Here is a 17390-nt window from a genome sequence, read left to right as displayed (position 1 = left end):
TTCACTCTCAGGTTATTATTTTTTTTCGCCTTACATCACTTCAAAGAACTTGATTCCAGTCGTTACTGGATTCTGTCAAAAAACCGCCTTCACAGCCTGCTTTTCGTGTTTTTCTGTTTTTGTTTCCCGATCTCTTTCCGATTGGGTTTGCAAAGGTAGTAGAAGTTTTTTCAATCACAAAAACTTTTTGAAATTATTTTTTTCACCGTTTCTGAATCTTTACCGATTCACTCAAAGCCCCTCAGGACCGCTCATCAGCTCACTCCGCCTTTTCAATCTTTTTCGCCGCCGTTCGCGTCGATTGGGAGTGCAAATATCCGAGAATTATCCGACTCCACAATACCATAACAGAAAAAAATCACAACTATCACCTAACTGCCTGAGTACGAATCGAAAAAATTTGAAATAAAAAATAGCCCCTGAGAGGGCTTCTCCCAGGGGCTATTTTTATAATTATTTGGTCAGATTATAGTTTCTTCAAAACAATGTTTCGCCAGTAAACTTTAATTCCACCACCATCATGGATTTGAAGACAAACACCGCCTTTTCCTTCTCCAATCTTGGCATCTGTGAAGTTTACCATCTCGTGTCCGTTTAGGTAAGAGGTTACATTATCACCCTTCACAACAATTTTCATTTTATTCCATTCTCCGAATTTCAAATATTTATCTTTTTCTGGATCTGGCTTCACTAACCAGCCTCTTCCGTAAGATTCATAGATCCCCCCAGTGTCATGTCCTGGAGGTGCTACTTCTACTTGCCAGCCCGAAACTTTGGTACCATCTACAGTAGATCTGATGAAAACACCACTGTTCCCGTTTGCCTCTTGTTTAAATTCCAAAGTGATTTCGAAGTCATCGTATTGCTCTTCGGTACCCAAGTAGCCATAACCTTTGTCTGGTCCACTTTCAGAAATCAACAATCCATCCTCTACATACCACTTCTCAGTTCCGTAAATCACCCATCCATCTAGGTTTTTACCGTTAAAAAGCTTTTCCTTCTTTTGAGCAAAAGAAAACTGGACACTTGCCAGCAACAGGGTCAATACAAGTAGTTTTTTCATAGTGTTCTAATTTTAATATTCTTGAACCATACAGGGTCACCGTGATCCTGTAGAGCTATCAAACCTTTTTTGGCAATTTTATAATCTGGGAACTCTTCCCACTTACCAGAATTTCTTCTAGTCTCCCAATCTTCAGAGTAAGGAACAAACTCAACAGTTTTCTTTCCATTCAACCAATAGCTAGCACCTTCCTCAGAAAAGATAATCTTAGAAGTGTTCCACTCACCTGCAGGCTTAACCACACCTTCGTAATCTGGAACATACATTGCATAATCAGCAGCAAGAGACTGCCAATCTTCCAATGGCTGAGGGAATCCTAATTGATCGATTACCTGATATTCTGGACCAGTATAATAAGGAGCTTTATAATCCGGGCCTTCTACAACATGATAGAATACTCCACTATTTCCTCCTGGAGAGATTTTCCAAGTGAATTCCATTTCAAATTCTTCAAATTCCATACCGTCAAAAACGATATCGCCACCAAAGTCTTCCCCGCCAGTTGCGCCAAGTCCTTTCATCACGCCGTCCTCTACAATCCAATTGGAAGGAGTAGTATCTCCGTTAAATGCCCTCCAGCCATCTAAAGATTGTCCATCAAATAAAAGCATCCAACCAGCTGCTTTCTCATCAGGAGTCAGGGAGTTATCCATTACAACTTCTTCTGCCACTACCTCCTCGCTGGTATCCTCTGCGGGTTTTGGACCACAGGCCCATGCCAAGGCAAAAAGGGCTACCCAGGCTATTCTCGATTTTTTCATAGTATAAATGGTGTTTAAGATTGAAAGTTAAATGAAAATTTTAAAAAAGTCATGGAAGAAAATAAAATTTTTCATGAGCGGAAAACACATACATTTCCTACGTTATACTTAAAGGCTTTCGAAATACTTCCGGCTTTTGAGCAATCTACTTCCATACCATGAAAACATTTCCCCATCCACCAATAAGATTTGAGTATTTGGAAAATGACTTTTAAAAATCTCCACATGTTTCTCCTTAAAAGGAAACGGTTCGGAACTCAATAAAAGATACTCCGGATTCAATTCTTTAATATCCTCCATTTCCATTTGAGGATACCGATCAGTTTGGACCAAATTATTAAATCCAGAAAGTTTCAACATCACATTAATAAATGTACCCTGCCCTGCAGTCATGATTGGATTATCCCATATTAGATAAACTGCAGTTCCTTTGAACGGAATAGGGTTCTCGAAATCTTTTGCTATTCTAGAGGCAATACTTTCAGCTTTATCTTTTACATCCAATAAGCTTCCCAACTCTCTGATCATCGACAAAGAATCTTCCAGATTAAAAATATCGCTCATCCAAACAGGATAATCTTCCATTAGCTTTTCTATCCCCTCTTTCTCATTTTCTTCTTTATTACCAATGATCAAATCAGGATTTAGACTTTGAATGACATCGAACCGATAATTTTTGGTGCCGCCAATGATTGCTTTCTCCTTTTTAATATAGGTTGGATGAATACAAAACTTGGTCACCCCGACCAACCTGTCCACCAGCCCAAGATCAATCAATAACTCTGTTTGAGATGGGACTAATGAAATAATCCGCTGAGGTGGTTTTTGTAAAAAAAATGAATTCCCTAACTGGTCTTTAAATTCCATAAAAGTAAAAATGATCCGTGACCAGAAGTCTCCTTCAGAGAATCACGGATCAAAGCTTTCTATTTATACAACATATCTAAAGTCAAATGACGGATCAAATCCTATCAAAAACTCATACATCAAGTTAATCACTTGCTCGATATCAGACTTACTTGCTGTTTCCACAGTCGTATGCATATACTTCAGAGGAAGGGAAATCAAAGCTGAAGGAACGCCCTCATTAGAATAAGCAAAAGCATCGGTATCTGTCCCAGTAACTCTTGAAGCTGCAGATCTCTGAAAAGGAATGTCCTTTTTCTTGGCTGTATCAATTATCAAGTCCAACAATTTCTTGTGAACGGAAGCTCCATAGGTCAAGACAGGACCTTTTCCTGCGGTCTGATCTCCACTAGTAATCTTATTATACATAGGTGCGGTAGTATCATGGCAGACATCTGTAATGATCGCTGCATTTGGCTTGATGTTATGGGCAATCATCTCCGCACCCCTCAAACCGATTTCCTCTTGGACTGCATTGACTACATATAAACCAAATGGAAGTTGAATTCCAGATTCCTTGATTTTCTTGACAACCTGAGCAATCATATAGCCGCCAATTCTATTATCTAGAGCTCTTCCAGAATAGAATTTCCCGTTTAATTCGGTCAATTCATCTTTGAAAGTGATTACACATCCCACATGGATTCCCAACTCCTCCACTTCATCTTTTGACCTTGCTCCTACATCTATAAATATATTGTCCAATGTTGGAGTATCTTCTTTACCATCTTTTCTAACATGGATTGCTGGCCATCCGAAAACTCCGGGAACTATTCCTTTATCTGTATGAATATTTACTCTCATCGAAGGAGCGATCATATGATCGGAACCTCCATTTCTCCTTACATAGATATAACCATCGTCCTTGATGTAGTTGACAAACCAACTGATTTCATCCGCATGGGCCTCAATCACCATCTTATAAGGAGCATCGGGATTAATCACTCCCACTGCAGTCCCATAATTATCTGTAAAATGGGTATCAACGTAAGGTTTGATATAATCTAGCCAAATTTGCTGACCAGAAGCCTCAAATCCTGTTGGTGAGGCGTTGTTGAGGTAGGTGTATAGGAAAGTGTTTTGATCCATAATAATTGTTAATAGTCCATGGTCCATAGACCATAGATTTTAAAATTTAATTGTTAAAAGTGTTTTCAAAGGTTACCTAATTCAAACTCTTTTTTAAACCCTGTATCATTTTTACAAGTTCTTCACAACTTGAATAAATTAAATTGAAATTTTGGTCTGTAAAATATTTTCCTCCTTTTGCAATAAACATCGCCGATACTACTTCAACAGTGGACCTTAAAGAATAACCCAATAACTTTTTGAATTCCGCATTACTTTGGCTTGTACTTTCTTCTGCAATATTCAATGAAATTGAATCGACTGCTCTTCAAATTTGTGATGTTAAGTTGAATCGTTCATCTAATTGTCTATCGTCTTCTGACCAAGGACTATAAAGGAATATTCCCATGTTTCTTTCTAGGCAATTGATCCACCTTGTTCTCTAACATTTTAAATGCTTTGATCAATTTGATTCGGGTTTCAGAAGGCATAATTACCTCATCAATGAAACCTCTGTGAGCTGCACGGTAAGGATTGGCAAACTTCGCAGTATACTCATCGACTTTTTCCTGAAGTTTTTCCTCAGGATTTTTAGCCTCTGCAATTTCTTTCTTGAAAATAATCTCTGAAGCCCCTTTGGCACCCATTACTGCAATCTCCGCAGAAGGCCAGGCAAAATTCATATCGGCCCCAATATGTTTTGAGTTCATCACGTCATACGCTCCACCATAGGCCTTTCTTGTAATCACTGTAATTCTTGGAACAGTAGCCTCGGAAAATGCATACAATAACTTGGCTCCATTCGTAATAATACCGTTCCATTCCTGATCGGTACCCGGCAAAAATCCCGGAACATCTACCAAAACCAATAAAGGAATATTGAAGCTGTCACAAAAGCGCACAAACCTAGCCGCCTTTATTGATGCATGATTATCCAACACTCCTGCCATAGACTGAGGTTGATTTCCTACAATACCTATGCTTCGGCCAGCCAATCGGGCGAAACCCACTACTATATTATCTGCATAGTTTTCATGGACCTCCAAAAAGGAATCAGAGTCTACGATCCCAGAAATTACCTCACGAATATCATATGGATGATTTGGGTTTTCAGGAACTACAGAGTCTAAAACACTCCTAGTTTCATCCTCTTTTAACTCATAGGGATAAACCGGAGCAATTTCTTCACAATTCTGAGGGATATAGGAAAGCAAACTTTTGATATGTCGAATGCACTCTACTTCATTTTTGCAGGAAAAATGCGTCACTCCTGATTTGGTGCTATGAGCTGACGCTCCTCCCAATTCTTCTGCTGTGACATTTTCCTGAGTTACGGTCTTTACTACATTGGGACCAGTCACAAACATATACGAGGTGTTTTCCACCATTAATATAAAGTCTGTGATCGCAGGAGAGTAAACTGCCCCACCGGCACAAGGCCCCATGATGGCAGAAATCTGAGGTACCACTCCAGAAGCTTTCGTATTTCTATAGAAAATATCTGCATACCCACCTAGAGAGTTTACTCCTTCTTGGATTCTAGCTCCACCTGAATCATTCAAACCAATCACTGGAGCTCCATTTTTCATGGCCATATCCATGATTTTGCAAATTTTCTCGGCATGGGTTTCCGAAAGGGAGCCTCCAAAAACTGTAAAATCCTGAGAAAAGACATAGACCAATCGCCCATTTACCTCTCCATAGCCTGTCACCACTCCATCTCCTAAATAATGCTCTTTATCCAAACCAAAATCTTTGGCTCTATGCATTACGAACTTATCAATCTCTTGAAAAGATCCTTCGTCCAAAAGCAAGTCTACCCTTTCTCGTGCGGTTAGCTTACCTTTTTTATGTTGAGATTCGATTCTTTTTTCTCCTCCACCCAACAATGCTTCGGCATTCTTCTTTTTGAGCAGATCAATTTTCTCCTGATTTCCAGAAGCGGCATAAATGGGTTTACTCTGATTGTCCATGAAATTACAATTAGTCTTAGCCAAATATAACCAGCTTTACCAATGCTGAAAAAATAATTCCCATCTATGCGAAAGGCTTTATTTCTATGATTTTTCCTTAGATATAAATGTGAAAGAATTTAATCCCTGTTTAACAATGCTTTTTGGAATTACTTTCTATATTCGCCCAACCTAAATTTTGGAGCATATGAGTACCCGAAAGGCGGCGGTGATTGACATGGGAACCAATACATTTCATTTGTTATTGGTAGAAATCAGCAACGGAGATTTTAAGACAATTTATAAGGAGAAAATTCCTGTAAAATTGGGACAAGGTGGAATCAACCAAGACCAAATTGCCCCAGATGCACTCAAACGTGCTTACCATACCCTTCGCCACTTCCGAAATTTAATTGACGGGGAAAAAATCGAACACATTTTTGCTTTCGCTACCAGCGCAGTTCGAAATGCTAAAAACGGCTCCGAATTCGTCCAAGAAGTAAAAAAGACTCTAGACATTGATATCAATGTCATTTCCGGAAAACAGGAAGCTCAATTAATTTATGAAGGAATTAAGCTTTCTGGTTCTTTGAATGGACAAACTGAATTGATGATGGACATCGGTGGTGGCTCGGTTGAATTCATCATCGGAACTTCTCAAGAAGCCTTTTGGAAAGAAAGCTTTGAAATTGGAGGCCAACGTCTATTGGAGCTTTTTCATCATCATGATCCGATATTGCCTGAAGAAGTGCTTCGCCTTTATTCTTACCTGGAAGAAAAGCTTGCACCTTTGCTGGAGGCTATTCAACAATTCAAACCTACAAGTCTTGTCGGAGCTTCCGGCACCTTTGATACCCTAACAGACATTTATTTCGAATCTATGCTTCAGTGCAAACTGACAGGACAGCATGTTTTCGAATTGCCTTCTGAAGAATTCCATAGAATCCACCAAATGTTGGTGACAATGGACCGGGCAGAAAGACTGAAAATCCCGGGAATGATTCCTATGCGCGTGGATATGATCGTGGTAGCATCCACTTTGATTGATTTTATCCTTCGCTATATTCCAGTTCAGTCCATCACCTGTTCGCACTACGCCTTAAAGGAAGGAGCTATTTCTACCTTATTGACAGAAGTAAGCTCCCACTAAAAGCCACAAATCTTTCTGATACGTTGTATCTTTGTTGTACCGACAAAGACTTTTAAAACTATGAACACATTTTCCTACGAGCAATTATACAAATTCACCCATGACATGCTCTTGAAAATCGGTTGTCCGGAAGTTCATGCCCAAATCGGAGCAGATGTTCTTCTTTCAGCGGATATGAGAGGGGTTGATAGCCACGGAGTAGCAAGGCTTTCGGGCTATGTCAGACTTTGGGAAAAAGGAAGAATCAATACCAATCCCAATATCAAAATTGTGCACGAAACCCCTTCCACGGCAGTAGTTGATGGAGACAAAGGGCTTGGGTTAGTAGTTGCTCCTTATGCCATGAATGTGGCAATTGAGAAAGCTAGCAAAGCAGGAACTGGATGGGTTTCTGTAAAAAATTCAAATCATTATGGGATTGCAGGATACCATTCCATGATGGCGTTGGAACATGATATGATTGGGATTTCCCTGACAAATGCCAGTCCATTGGTGAGTCCGACCTTTTCCAAGGAAAGACTTTTGGGAACCAATCCTATTTCAGTGGCGATCCCTGCGGACCAAGAACCACCATTTGTTGCAGATATGGCAACGACTACTGCTGCCAATGGTAAATTGGAAATCCTACAAAGAAAAGGGCAAGATGCCCCTGAAGGATGGGTACAGGATAAAGATGGGAATAGCACCACTTCATCCAATGGAGTCAAAGATGGTGGAGCTTTATTACCTCTGGGAGGAGATCGCGAACATGGATCTCATAAAGGATATGCTCTAGGATCAATAGTGGATATCTTCTCTGCGGTTCTTTCAGGTGCCAATTACGGGCCTTGGGTTCCACCGTTTGTGGCATTTTTGGAACCAGACCCCAATCCGGTTGGTGAAGGTATCGGCCACTTCTTTGGAGCTATGCGTGTAGATGCATTTAGACCTGCTGGCGAATTTAAGTCCCATATGGATAATTGGATCAAGCGATTCAGGTCAGCTGAAACCACTCCTGGAAATGAAAAAGTATTGATCCCAGGAGATCCTGAAAGGGAATTGGAAGAATATAGAAAGACGAATGGAATCCCTTTACTTGATCCGGTTGTCAAAGATCTATCGGAATTGGGACAGAGATTTGGAGTGAAATTCTAAAACCACAAAAACTCAGGCTAAACAGTCTGAGTTTTTTTATGTCCAATTTTCTCTCCACCCATCCTAAGGCCATTTGGGGAAATGGGTGCTTTTTGTAAATTGATTTTTGGCATCCTCAAACCCATCAACCTATGAATCAATTTAATCGAAGAAATTTCCTCAAAGGATCATCAGCATTTATGACTTTGGCCAGTTTTGGACTCCTTGGCATGGACTTCAAAGACAAGGAAGGCCCGATTAGGGTGGCTTTGATTGGTACCGGATGGTATGGGAAATCTGATCTTTTTCGGTTGATTCAAGTGGCGGATGTAGATGTTGTCGCTCTTTGTGATGTGGATTCCAAGCAATTGAAAGACGCAGGAGGTTTGGTTGCTACTCGCCAGAAATCAGGAAAAGTACCTGCTTTATATGAGGACTATAAAGAACTTTTGGCCAAGGAAAAACCAGAATATGTACTCGTGGGTACTCCAGATCACTGGCATGCTCTGATTGCTATTGATGCGGTAAAAAGCGGAGCACATGTTTATTTACAAAAGCCAATCTCGGTAGACGTGATTGAAGGAGAAGCGATTTTGGCTGCCAGTAGAAAATATGGAAGAAAAGTACAGATAGGAACCCAGAGGAGAAGCACACCCCATTTAATCAAGGCAAAAAAGGAAATAATAGATAGTGGCAAGCTTGGAAAAATCTCACATGCGGAGGTATGTTGCTATTATCATATGCGGAATAGAAGTCACCCTGATGTAATTCCTGTTCCGGAAAACTTGAATTACGAACTTTGGGCTGGTCCTGCACCAAAGCTTCCCTATCGAGGAATTCTGCATCGTGGATGGAGAGCTTTTATGGAATATGGAAATGGGATTGTTGGAGACATGTGCGTGCACATGCTGGATGCCGTCAGATGGATGCTTGATTTGGGATGGCCTGTTCAAGTGACTTCCACGGGAGGGATTTATGTTGACAAAGCATCTATTTCCAATATTTCAGATACCCAAACTGCCATTTTTGAATTTGATGAGATCAATGTCGTCTGGCAACACCGAACATGGGGAAACCCAACTGATCCAGAATATCCTTGGGCTTTCAAAATCTATGGTGAAAATGGTATGCTCGCAGGAAGCCCAATGAAAGCAGATTTTTACCCAGATGGCAATAATAATGGAGAGCATATCCACTACCCTGTTGTCTTAGAAAAAGAAGAATATCCTGAAGACGTCACTGAAAAAGACATTGAAATTCATGCAGCCCCTGCAACGAGAGGACAGATGAAAAACTGGCTTCAGGCTGTGGAAAATGACACTTTACCAGTTGCTGATGTGCTCCAAGGCCATATTTCCACAGCTTCTTGCATTTTAGCAAACATGTCCATGGACTTGGGAGGAAGAGCTTTGAGATATGATCCAAAAACTATGATAGTTATTGGTGATGAAGAAGCTACAACATTACTAAGAAGGCCCTATCGGGATGGTTATGCCCATCCAGAGCCTGGCCAGGTTTAAGGCTTTTTTTATCAAACTTCTTTATCCTCAGATTTCCATTCTTAAAATTCTTGTTGCCAAGGGTTTGGGTTTTTGTATCTTATGAATGCAATAAACCTCAAACCCTCAAATCAATGAATGCTCTAAACCGTAGAGATTTTATCAAAGGTTCATCAGCGATGATGACTTTGGCCAGTTTTGGATTGCTTGGAATGGATTTCAAAGATCAAGAAGGTCCAATCCGAGTGGCTCTGATTGGCACCGGCTGGTATGGCAAGTCAGATCTTTTTCGCCTAATCCAAGTAGCTGACGTAGAAGTAGTCGGACTATGTGATCCTGATCGCCATATTTTAGAAGCTGCGGGACAACTTGTCTCTGAAAGGCAGAAATCAGGAAAAGTACCGGCTCTTTATGAAGATTATAAAGAGCTTTTAGCAAAAGAAAAGCCTGAATTTGTACTCATCGGATCACCTGATCATTGGCATGCCTTGATGGCAATCGATGCATTGAAAGCCGGAGCTCATGTCTATGTCCAAAAGCCAATATCTGTAGATGTCATTGAAGGTGAAGCCATGGTTGCTGCAGCCAGAAAATACAACAGAAAAGTGCAAGTCGGAACACAGAGAAAATCGACTCCCCATTTAATTCAAGCTAAAAAAGAAATAATCGATACTGGCAAATTAGGGAAAATCAGCCATGCTGAAGTTTGCTGTTATTATCACATGAGAGCCAATGGAAATCCTCCTGTAGAACCAGTTCCTGATTTCTTTAACTACGATCTATGGGCTGGACCTGCTCCAAAACGCCCATATGATGGTTTACCACATATTCGCTGGTGGAGAACTTTCATCGAATATGGAAACGGAATCACAGGAGACATGTGCGTCCACATGCTTGATACGGTCCGTTGGATGCTAAAACTTGGTTGGCCGACTCAGATTACTTCCACCGGAGGTATCTACGTTCAAAAAGATGGGAAATCCAATATTTCAGACACACAGTCTGCCATCTTTGAATATCCTGAGTTGAATGTAGTTTGGCAACACAGAACTTGGGGCAATCCAACCGATCCGGAATATCCTTGGGCATTTAAAATTTATGGAGAAAAAGGTATGCTTGCAGGCAGTACTATGCAGGCGGATTTCATTCCACTAGAAGAAGGAGTTGAGCCGATTCATTACGATGTAGTGTATGAAAGAGAGGAATACCCTGAGGATGTGGATGAGGAAAGAATTGAATTGAATGCAGCTCCGGCCACAAGAATCCATATGAAAAATTGGTTGAATGCCATCGAGACTGATACCCTACCCATTGCAGATATAGAGGAAGGGCATATTTCCACCGCCTCTTGTATTTTGGCAAATATCTCCATGGATCTGGGAGGAAGAGCACTGAAATATGATCCCAAAACAAGAACCATCATTGGCGATCCGGAAGCTACCGCCAAACTGAAAAGACCCTATCGAGCTCCTTATGTTCATCCTGATCCAAATAATGTTTAGGAGAAATGATTTTCTGATAATAAACCGACTCAGTTTTTGGGTCGGTTTTTCTATTTTAGAAGAAAAAAAGAAATGCTAGAAATAGTCCCTGCTGAAAAAGACGATCTGATTTTGGTTCAAGAAGTAGCTCACCAGACCTGGCCTCATACTTTTGGGAAAATTCTTTCTCCAGAGCAAATCGAATACATGCTCAATTGGATGTATAGTGTAGAAACACTCGGAAAGCAGCTTTCAGAAGGGCATCAGTTTTTTTTAGTGAAAGAAGATGGAAAGGCAATTGGCTATTTGGGAATTCAGGTGAATTATGAACCCCGTAAAACCAAAATCCACAAGGTCTACATTTTACCTAATCAACAGGGAAAAGGACTTGGGAAATTACTTTTTGCCAAAGCTAAAGAAGTAGCAAAAGCCAATAATCAAGATTTTCTTCAACTGAATGTCAATCGGGAAAACCAGCCAGCGATTGACTTTTATATTCACTATGGCTTCAAAGAACTCCGAAGAGAAGTCATCGACATCGGAAATGGTTATGTCATGGATGATATTATATTTGAATATCCGCTTCACTAACTCAAAAGCTAACAACATTATTCTTTTTAATAATCTAGAATATCCTCACCACTAAGCTTTTGGAAACCATCAATCACCTTAATAAACAGGCAGGTTTCCTCAATATTATCTAATTATCAACATCCTACGGTTTTATTAAAACAAGCTTAATGCCTCAAGGCTGTCGGCTGAAAGGCTTTTGCCTAATTTTGGACCGTACAGCAAATTTTTTAACTCCTTGCATTACATTTTTAGCCCCGGATTATTCCGGGGCCCTATTGCAGGAATCTCCCAGCATTTTTCCTTGAGAATTTCTTCCCAAATTGTACCTTAGGAAAGTAAACCAATCCTCATGGAACCAGCCACTTCCTCCACAACCCAACTAACTTTTGACAGGAAAGACCTTTCTGACGAACAACTCCTGACTCTTTACAAATCATTAATCCTTCCGAGAAGAATCGAAGAAAAAATGCTCATTCTTTTACGGCAAGGAAGAATTTCAAAATGGTTTAGCGGATGGGGACAGGAAGCTATTTCCATAGGAGCTGTCAATGCCTTGCAGGAAGATGAATTCATCCTTCCTATGCATAGAAACTTGGGGATTTTCACTGGGAGAAACATTCCATTAGAAAGACTCTTCGCTCAATTTCAGGGTAAAAAATCTGGTTTTACAAAAGGACGAGACCGCTCTTTCCATTTTGGATCCATAGAACATCATATAGTCGGAATGATTTCTCATTTGGGACCGCAATTAGCTTTAGCCGATGGAATAGCTTTAGCCAATAAACTTTCCGATGAAAAGAAAGTCTGTTTGGTTTTCTCTGGAGACGGAGCAAGCTCTGAAGGAGATTTTCATGAAGGTTTGAATGTGGCAGCAGTTTGGAAACTCCCTGTCATTTTTGTTATAGAGCACAATGGCTATGGACTTTCTACTCCGAACGAAGAACAATTTGCTTTCAAAAACTTCACGGATAAAGGTCCCGGCTATGGAATGGAAACTGTCAAAGTTCAGGGAAATAATGTATTGGACGTTTTTCAAACTATTTCTTCCCTTGCTCAAGACATTCGTAAAAATCCCCGACCAGTATTGGTAGAAGCAATTACTTTCAGAATGCGTGGCCATGAGGAAGCATCCGGCACCAAGTACGTGCCGAAAGATTTGATGGAAGAATGGAGCAAGCTGGATCCGATAGACAATTTTGAAGCCTATCTAGAAGATATTGGAGTTCTTGATGCTGAGACTAAAGAAAAGATAAATCAGGAAGCAAAAGTTGCCATTCAGGATGCTTTGGAAATTGCTTTCAATGAAGAACCCATTTCACCGAATTTAGAAGAAGAACTCAAGGATATTTACTTTCCTTTTGATCAAGAAGTAATCCAGGCAAAATCCTCAAAAAGTACTGAAAAACGCTTTGTTGACGCCATTTCTGATGGATTGAGTCAATCCATGGAAAAATTTCCCAACCTGATTTTGATGGGGCAGGATATTGGAGAATATGGTGGAGTTTTTAAAATCACGGATGGATTCAAAAATCAATTCGGTGGAGAAAGAGTGCGAAATACTCCGCTTTGCGAAAGCGCCATTTTAGGTGCTGGTCTTGGCCTTTCTATTAATGGATACAAGGCTATGGTTGAAATGCAGTTTGCAGACTTTGTGTCTGTAGGCTTTAATCAAATTGTAAATAACCTTGCAAAAATCCATTACCGCTGGGGGCAAAAAGCAGATGTCGTAGTAAGAATGCCAACCGGTGCAGGAATGGCCGCCGGCCCTTTTCATTCCCAATCCAATGAAGCATGGTTTTTTCATACTCCAGGCTTAAAAATCGTCTATCCATCAAACCCTTATGATGCCAAAGGTCTCCTAAACGCAGCGATTGAGGATCCGAATCCCTATCTCTTTTTTGAACACAAAGGATTATACCGCTCTATTTCAGAAGAAATTCCAGATGACTATTACACAGTAGAAATCGGAAAAGCAAAATTGGTCCAAGAGGGAGATCAGGCGTCCATAATTACTTATGGGATGGGAGTTCTTTGGGCCAAGCAACTAGCTGAAGAATTAAGCCTTTCTGTAGATATTGTTGATTTAAGGACTTTGCTGCCTTGGGACAAAGAAGCTGTAGAAAAGACTGTGAAAAAGACCGGAAAAGTCATCTTTTTACAAGAGGATTGCCTTACTGGAGGAATTGGAGCAGAAATTTGCGCATGGATATCAGAGCATTGTTTCAAATATTTGGATGCCCCTGTGATGAGAGAAGGCAGCTTGGATACTCCAGTGCCATTTGCTCCAAATCTGGAAAAGCAATTTTTACCAATAACCCGGTTCAAAGAAAAAATTCTAACCCTATTAGATTATTAAACCTATTGTTAATCTCAACTCCTAGCCCATGCTCTCTTATCTAAAAAGAGGATTACTATTTGCCATTTTGGTTTTATCTACCACCATCTCTTATGCTCAAAGTTTCATTGGAGGAACCATGGGTGGACGAACAGGGGTCCACTACCTCCTCACCAACCCAGCTGGAATCACTGGTTCAAAAATGAAATTGGATGTAAACCTCCTTTCCGTCAGTGCCATTATTTCAAACGATTATGTCGGCATTAACTTAGCTGAACTTGACAAATTCGATGAAGGCTTTTTCTCAGATGATAATTTATCGACCACTCCTTCAGAACAAAATAATTTCTTAGGAAACGTCGATTTTCTCGGCCCTTCTGTTCTGCTCAATTTAAATGAACGTAATTCGGTAGCCTTGAGTACCCGCTTTAGAACCTATTTCAACTTAAACAATATCGGAGGTGATTTTTACCAAGTAATTAGCAACGAGGATGCAGAGGTTGAAAATTTTGATTTGTCGATGGAAGATCTACAAGGATTACTTCATGCATGGGGAGAAATCGGCGCAAGCTATGGTCGAGTTTTAATGGAAAATGAAGATCATATCCTTCGTGGCGGGATAACTCTTAAATATTTAATGGGAGCAGGCGGAGTCTATGGTTCCAGTAATATTTTAGGCGCTGGTTATAGTTCATCCAATGACATCATTTCCACTTCAGGCAGTCTTCAATACGGATACACCTCTGGTTTCGACTCCGAGGATGTCAATTTCTCAGATCCTAGTTCAGGATTTGGAGCAGACTTGGGGTTGATTTTTGAAATCCGGGAAACAGATTATTCTGATTCTTATACCATGAATGATCATAAACTACGATTTGGTCTTTCTGTAATGGATATTGGTTCCATTAATTATAAGGCTTCTCGAAGATTCACTTATAATACTACAGCCTCAATCCATGTAGATGAATTTTTGGACAAGGACTTAGAGCAAGTTTTGGAAGATAATTACGAAGGTTCCGAATTCACTGAAGACAAAAGATTTGGACTTCCAACTTCACTCCAGATTTTTGCTGATTATCATATATCGAGTCTTTTTTATGTCAATTTGCAAGTTTCCCTTTCCATCAAAGATCATGGAGAAATCCCTGTTTCAAAGATGATGAACCAATTGACTATTACTCCGAGATTCGAAACAAGATGGTTAAGTGTTTATAGCCCCGTTAGTTTTAGAGAATATAGCAGTGGCGTTTATTGGGGACTTGGAGTAAGAGTTGGTCCATTGATGGTAGGCTCAGGTTCGATTATCACGAATCTGATATCCAAAAACAGCCAATCTGCAGATGCCTACATCGGTTTGAAAGTTCCGATTTATAGAAGAGACTGATTGAAATTCCAAAACATTAAAGGGGATTTTCGTATAAGCTTTCAAAGTAAAGCCCATGCGAAAGTCCCTTTTTCTATTCCTGTTTTTATTGGGGAGTCATTTTTCTCAAGCACAATTTTATGTGGCGGGAATTCATTTTAACGGATCGCTTCCTTCCGGCCAATTGAAACAGGAAACAGAATCCACTTTCTTCCCCACACTTTCAGGAATTGTCCTTTATGAGTTTCAATCAACTCCCATTCAAGTCGGGATGGAGTTGGGTTATGGAATCTATGGAAGCAATCTGGAATTGAGAACAGATTTATATCCTGGTTTTACTGACGAATTGCGATTGAGAAGAAATAATAACCTAGCAACTGGAATGGCTGTGATTCGGTATTTGCCAGTGGTTAATAGTAAAGTCACACCTTTTATTGAAGCACAAATGGGTGTAAACTATCTCTATACCCGCTACAAAATCCGAGAAGAAATCTATTCTGAGGAAGCCATTGAAAGCGGAAAAGATTACGAAGATTGGGCCTTGGCTTATCGAATTGGAGCGGGAATTCAAATCCCAATTGACTCCAAAGAAATGATGTTTCTAGAGCTTCGTGGCACTTTTCAAGATGGAAATGTCGTCCGATTTCTTCAAAAAGGAGATGTAGGGTATGATCCCAATGAAGAGAAATTCATCTATGATTTCCGAAGAGCACCATTAAAGTATATGACTTTTTCTGTGGGCTTAGTATGGTATGATGTGTTTTAAGAAATACTACAATATTCACTTCTCCACCATCCTCATTCTATAAAACAAATTGTAATCCCTTTCTACTTCTCCATCAGCCGCCTTAACAAGAACGGTCCCATCCGGAAGTCCCAAATTGATTCTGCCCTCTTCTGGTCCTCCATTGACAACTCCAACTTGTTTTCCCTCTTTGATCAGAATATACCGTTCTTTTCTATAAGTCTTAATTGCTTGAGTGAATTCAGGATCTCTGTAGTACTCTTCTCCTGCCTTGGCTTTTATTCCTGTCAAAACATCCTCAGGCATCGCAGTATTGAAAGACACCAACTGGTATTCTCCTAAATTTCGAACATCATCAAAGCCTGGATAAGTTAAACCATCCTGATCTGCATTGGCTATTGCTCCTTCACGGTCAGGATGAACCAATTCAATACTTTCTTTCAACTCTAATCCGCCTGAGTTTACGTTAAAAACACTCAACTGATTTCCTTTGGAGGGAAGCACAAATGCTGTATGGGATTTAGAATCATAGGTTATGCTTGGTAAACTATTTCCTATCCAATTTTTCTCAAGTCTCGGCTTCCAGTCTTCTGCAAATAGATTGATTCTTTGCAGCGAGTCATCCTTTAGGTTCAAAAGAAATCCTGAAGTAGCCTTATCGTAAAACTCTGCTCCAATCTTACTTCCATCTATTACACCAGCTTCATAGCCATTTATTTCCTCTCCTATCAAATAAGGTGAACCATTCAAGGTCAAGAAATCAAATGTTTGTCTGTAATAATTGATCACCAAAGCATTCAATCCCACAGCTGCTCCTGGATGAACTTTTATTTTTTGAAAGTCAGAATCATATTCATGGAAATCCATTGTCGGAGACAATTCCTTAAATACATATCCAGACCCTGCAAATTGACCTTCCATGAAGGTTCCAGCCTGATTAGGCCCCTCTCCTCCCAAATCTCGTTGTTCCAAAATATTCCCTTTTGAATCAACCAAGTAAATAACTCCCTCCCGTTGCTGCTTCAATAAATAAGTGTCGTTCTCTGGATTGTAATCCAATGCAACTAACACTTCCAATGCATCCACTTTGATTGAGTCAAGTACCTCAAAATGGAATTCCTGAAGAAGGTTCCCTTCAATACCGGATTCATTTTTGGAAGAATTAGAACAGGAAAAAATAAGTAATGTTAAAAACCCTAAGAGGGTGGTAGATCTAAACCTCATAAATAAAATTTAAAATGGACTTTAGGAATAAGTCGAATTATTGAAAGAATATAGGACAGACCATCAGAATTAATTTTCTAGCGAAAAAAATAATTACTTGAACATACCATCTCTTTTGTCCCTATTTTAAACTTTCATTTAAAAAACGACAGTCTTG

14 protein-coding genes and 1 pseudogene are annotated in these 17390 nt (G+C 40.0%); 8 read left to right on the top strand and 7 right to left on the bottom strand.

Annotation, left to right across the window (positions count from 1 at the left end; genetic code table 11):
• Positions 1 to 466 precede the first annotated feature (466 nt).
• From BUF13_RS16195 to BUF13_RS16170, 6 genes and pseudogenes are all read right to left on the bottom strand, one after another.
• On the bottom strand, positions 467 to 1063 hold the full coding sequence (locus BUF13_RS16195) for a 3-keto-disaccharide hydrolase (protein WP_073572848.1): 597 nt from the start codon (positions 1061 to 1063) through the stop codon (positions 467 to 469).
• Entirely contained in the window at positions 1060 to 1824 is a 765-nt protein-coding gene (locus BUF13_RS16190; RefSeq protein ID WP_073572847.1) for a 3-keto-disaccharide hydrolase, read from the bottom strand. The genes BUF13_RS16195 and BUF13_RS16190 overlap by 4 nt, the downstream gene beginning before the upstream one ends.
• A 108-nt stretch (positions 1825 to 1932) precedes the next feature.
• A complete protein-coding gene (locus tag BUF13_RS16185) occupies positions 1933 to 2691 on the bottom strand; it encodes an ABC transporter substrate-binding protein (RefSeq protein WP_073572846.1) in 759 nt (252 codons plus the stop codon).
• A gap of 63 nt (positions 2692 to 2754) precedes the next feature.
• Complete coding sequence (locus tag BUF13_RS16180; RefSeq protein WP_243839748.1) at positions 2755 to 3846, bottom strand: M42 family metallopeptidase; 1092 nt, start codon at positions 3844 to 3846, stop codon at positions 2755 to 2757.
• Between the two features lie 49 nt (positions 3847 to 3895).
• Positions 3896 to 4114, bottom strand: a pseudogene (locus tag BUF13_RS20890) (four helix bundle protein); the annotation flags it as partial.
• Positions 4115 to 4187: 73 nt separating this feature from the next.
• Positions 4188 to 5771: an acyl-CoA carboxylase subunit beta gene (locus BUF13_RS16170; RefSeq protein WP_073572845.1), complete on the bottom strand. Its 1584-nt coding sequence runs from the start codon at positions 5769 to 5771 to the stop codon at positions 4188 to 4190.
• Between the two features lie 187 nt (positions 5772 to 5958).
• Here BUF13_RS16170 and BUF13_RS16165 point away from each other — a divergent pair, with 187 nt between their 5' ends.
• From BUF13_RS16165 to BUF13_RS16130, 8 genes are all read left to right on the top strand, one after another.
• Positions 5959 to 6900, top strand: a complete 942-nt coding sequence (locus tag BUF13_RS16165; RefSeq protein WP_073572844.1) for a Ppx/GppA phosphatase family protein — start codon at positions 5959 to 5961, stop codon at positions 6898 to 6900.
• Between the two features lie 60 nt (positions 6901 to 6960).
• Positions 6961 to 8034: an Ldh family oxidoreductase gene (locus BUF13_RS16160; protein ID WP_073572843.1), complete on the top strand. Its 1074-nt coding sequence runs from the start codon at positions 6961 to 6963 to the stop codon at positions 8032 to 8034.
• 131 nt (positions 8035 to 8165) lie between these two features.
• On the top strand, positions 8166 to 9533 hold the full coding sequence (locus BUF13_RS16155) for a Gfo/Idh/MocA family protein (protein WP_073572842.1): 1368 nt from the start codon (positions 8166 to 8168) through the stop codon (positions 9531 to 9533).
• Positions 9534 to 9646: 113 nt separating this feature from the next.
• Complete coding sequence (locus BUF13_RS16150; RefSeq protein WP_073572873.1) at positions 9647 to 11014, top strand: Gfo/Idh/MocA family protein; 1368 nt, start codon at positions 9647 to 9649, stop codon at positions 11012 to 11014.
• Positions 11015 to 11086: 72 nt separating this feature from the next.
• Positions 11087 to 11584, top strand: a complete 498-nt coding sequence (locus tag BUF13_RS16145; RefSeq protein WP_073572841.1) for a GNAT family N-acetyltransferase — start codon at positions 11087 to 11089, stop codon at positions 11582 to 11584.
• A 331-nt stretch (positions 11585 to 11915) separates the two neighbouring features.
• A complete protein-coding gene (locus BUF13_RS16140; RefSeq protein WP_073572840.1) occupies positions 11916 to 13922 on the top strand; it encodes an alpha-ketoacid dehydrogenase subunit alpha/beta in 2007 nt (668 codons plus the stop codon).
• A gap of 28 nt (positions 13923 to 13950) precedes the next feature.
• Positions 13951 to 15285: a DUF5723 family protein gene (locus BUF13_RS16135; protein ID WP_073572839.1), complete on the top strand. Its 1335-nt coding sequence runs from the start codon at positions 13951 to 13953 to the stop codon at positions 15283 to 15285.
• A 55-nt stretch (positions 15286 to 15340) separates the two neighbouring features.
• On the top strand, positions 15341 to 16030 hold the full coding sequence (locus BUF13_RS16130; protein WP_073572838.1) for a hypothetical protein: 690 nt from the start codon (positions 15341 to 15343) through the stop codon (positions 16028 to 16030).
• A 15-nt stretch (positions 16031 to 16045) separates the two neighbouring features.
• Here the strand turns inward: BUF13_RS16130 and BUF13_RS16125 are convergent, their stop codons facing one another.
• Complete coding sequence (locus BUF13_RS16125; RefSeq protein ID WP_073572837.1) at positions 16046 to 17233, bottom strand: hypothetical protein; 1188 nt, start codon at positions 17231 to 17233, stop codon at positions 16046 to 16048.
• Positions 17234 to 17390 lie beyond the last annotated feature (157 nt).

Origin of the sequence: Algoriphagus zhangzhouensis, assembly GCF_900148515.1 — a bacterium.
GTDB classification, from domain to species: domain Bacteria; phylum Bacteroidota; class Bacteroidia; order Cytophagales; family Cyclobacteriaceae; genus Algoriphagus; species Algoriphagus zhangzhouensis.
Note: the sequence above shows the minus strand (reverse complement) of the source record. Positions and strands in the feature narration are given on the sequence as shown.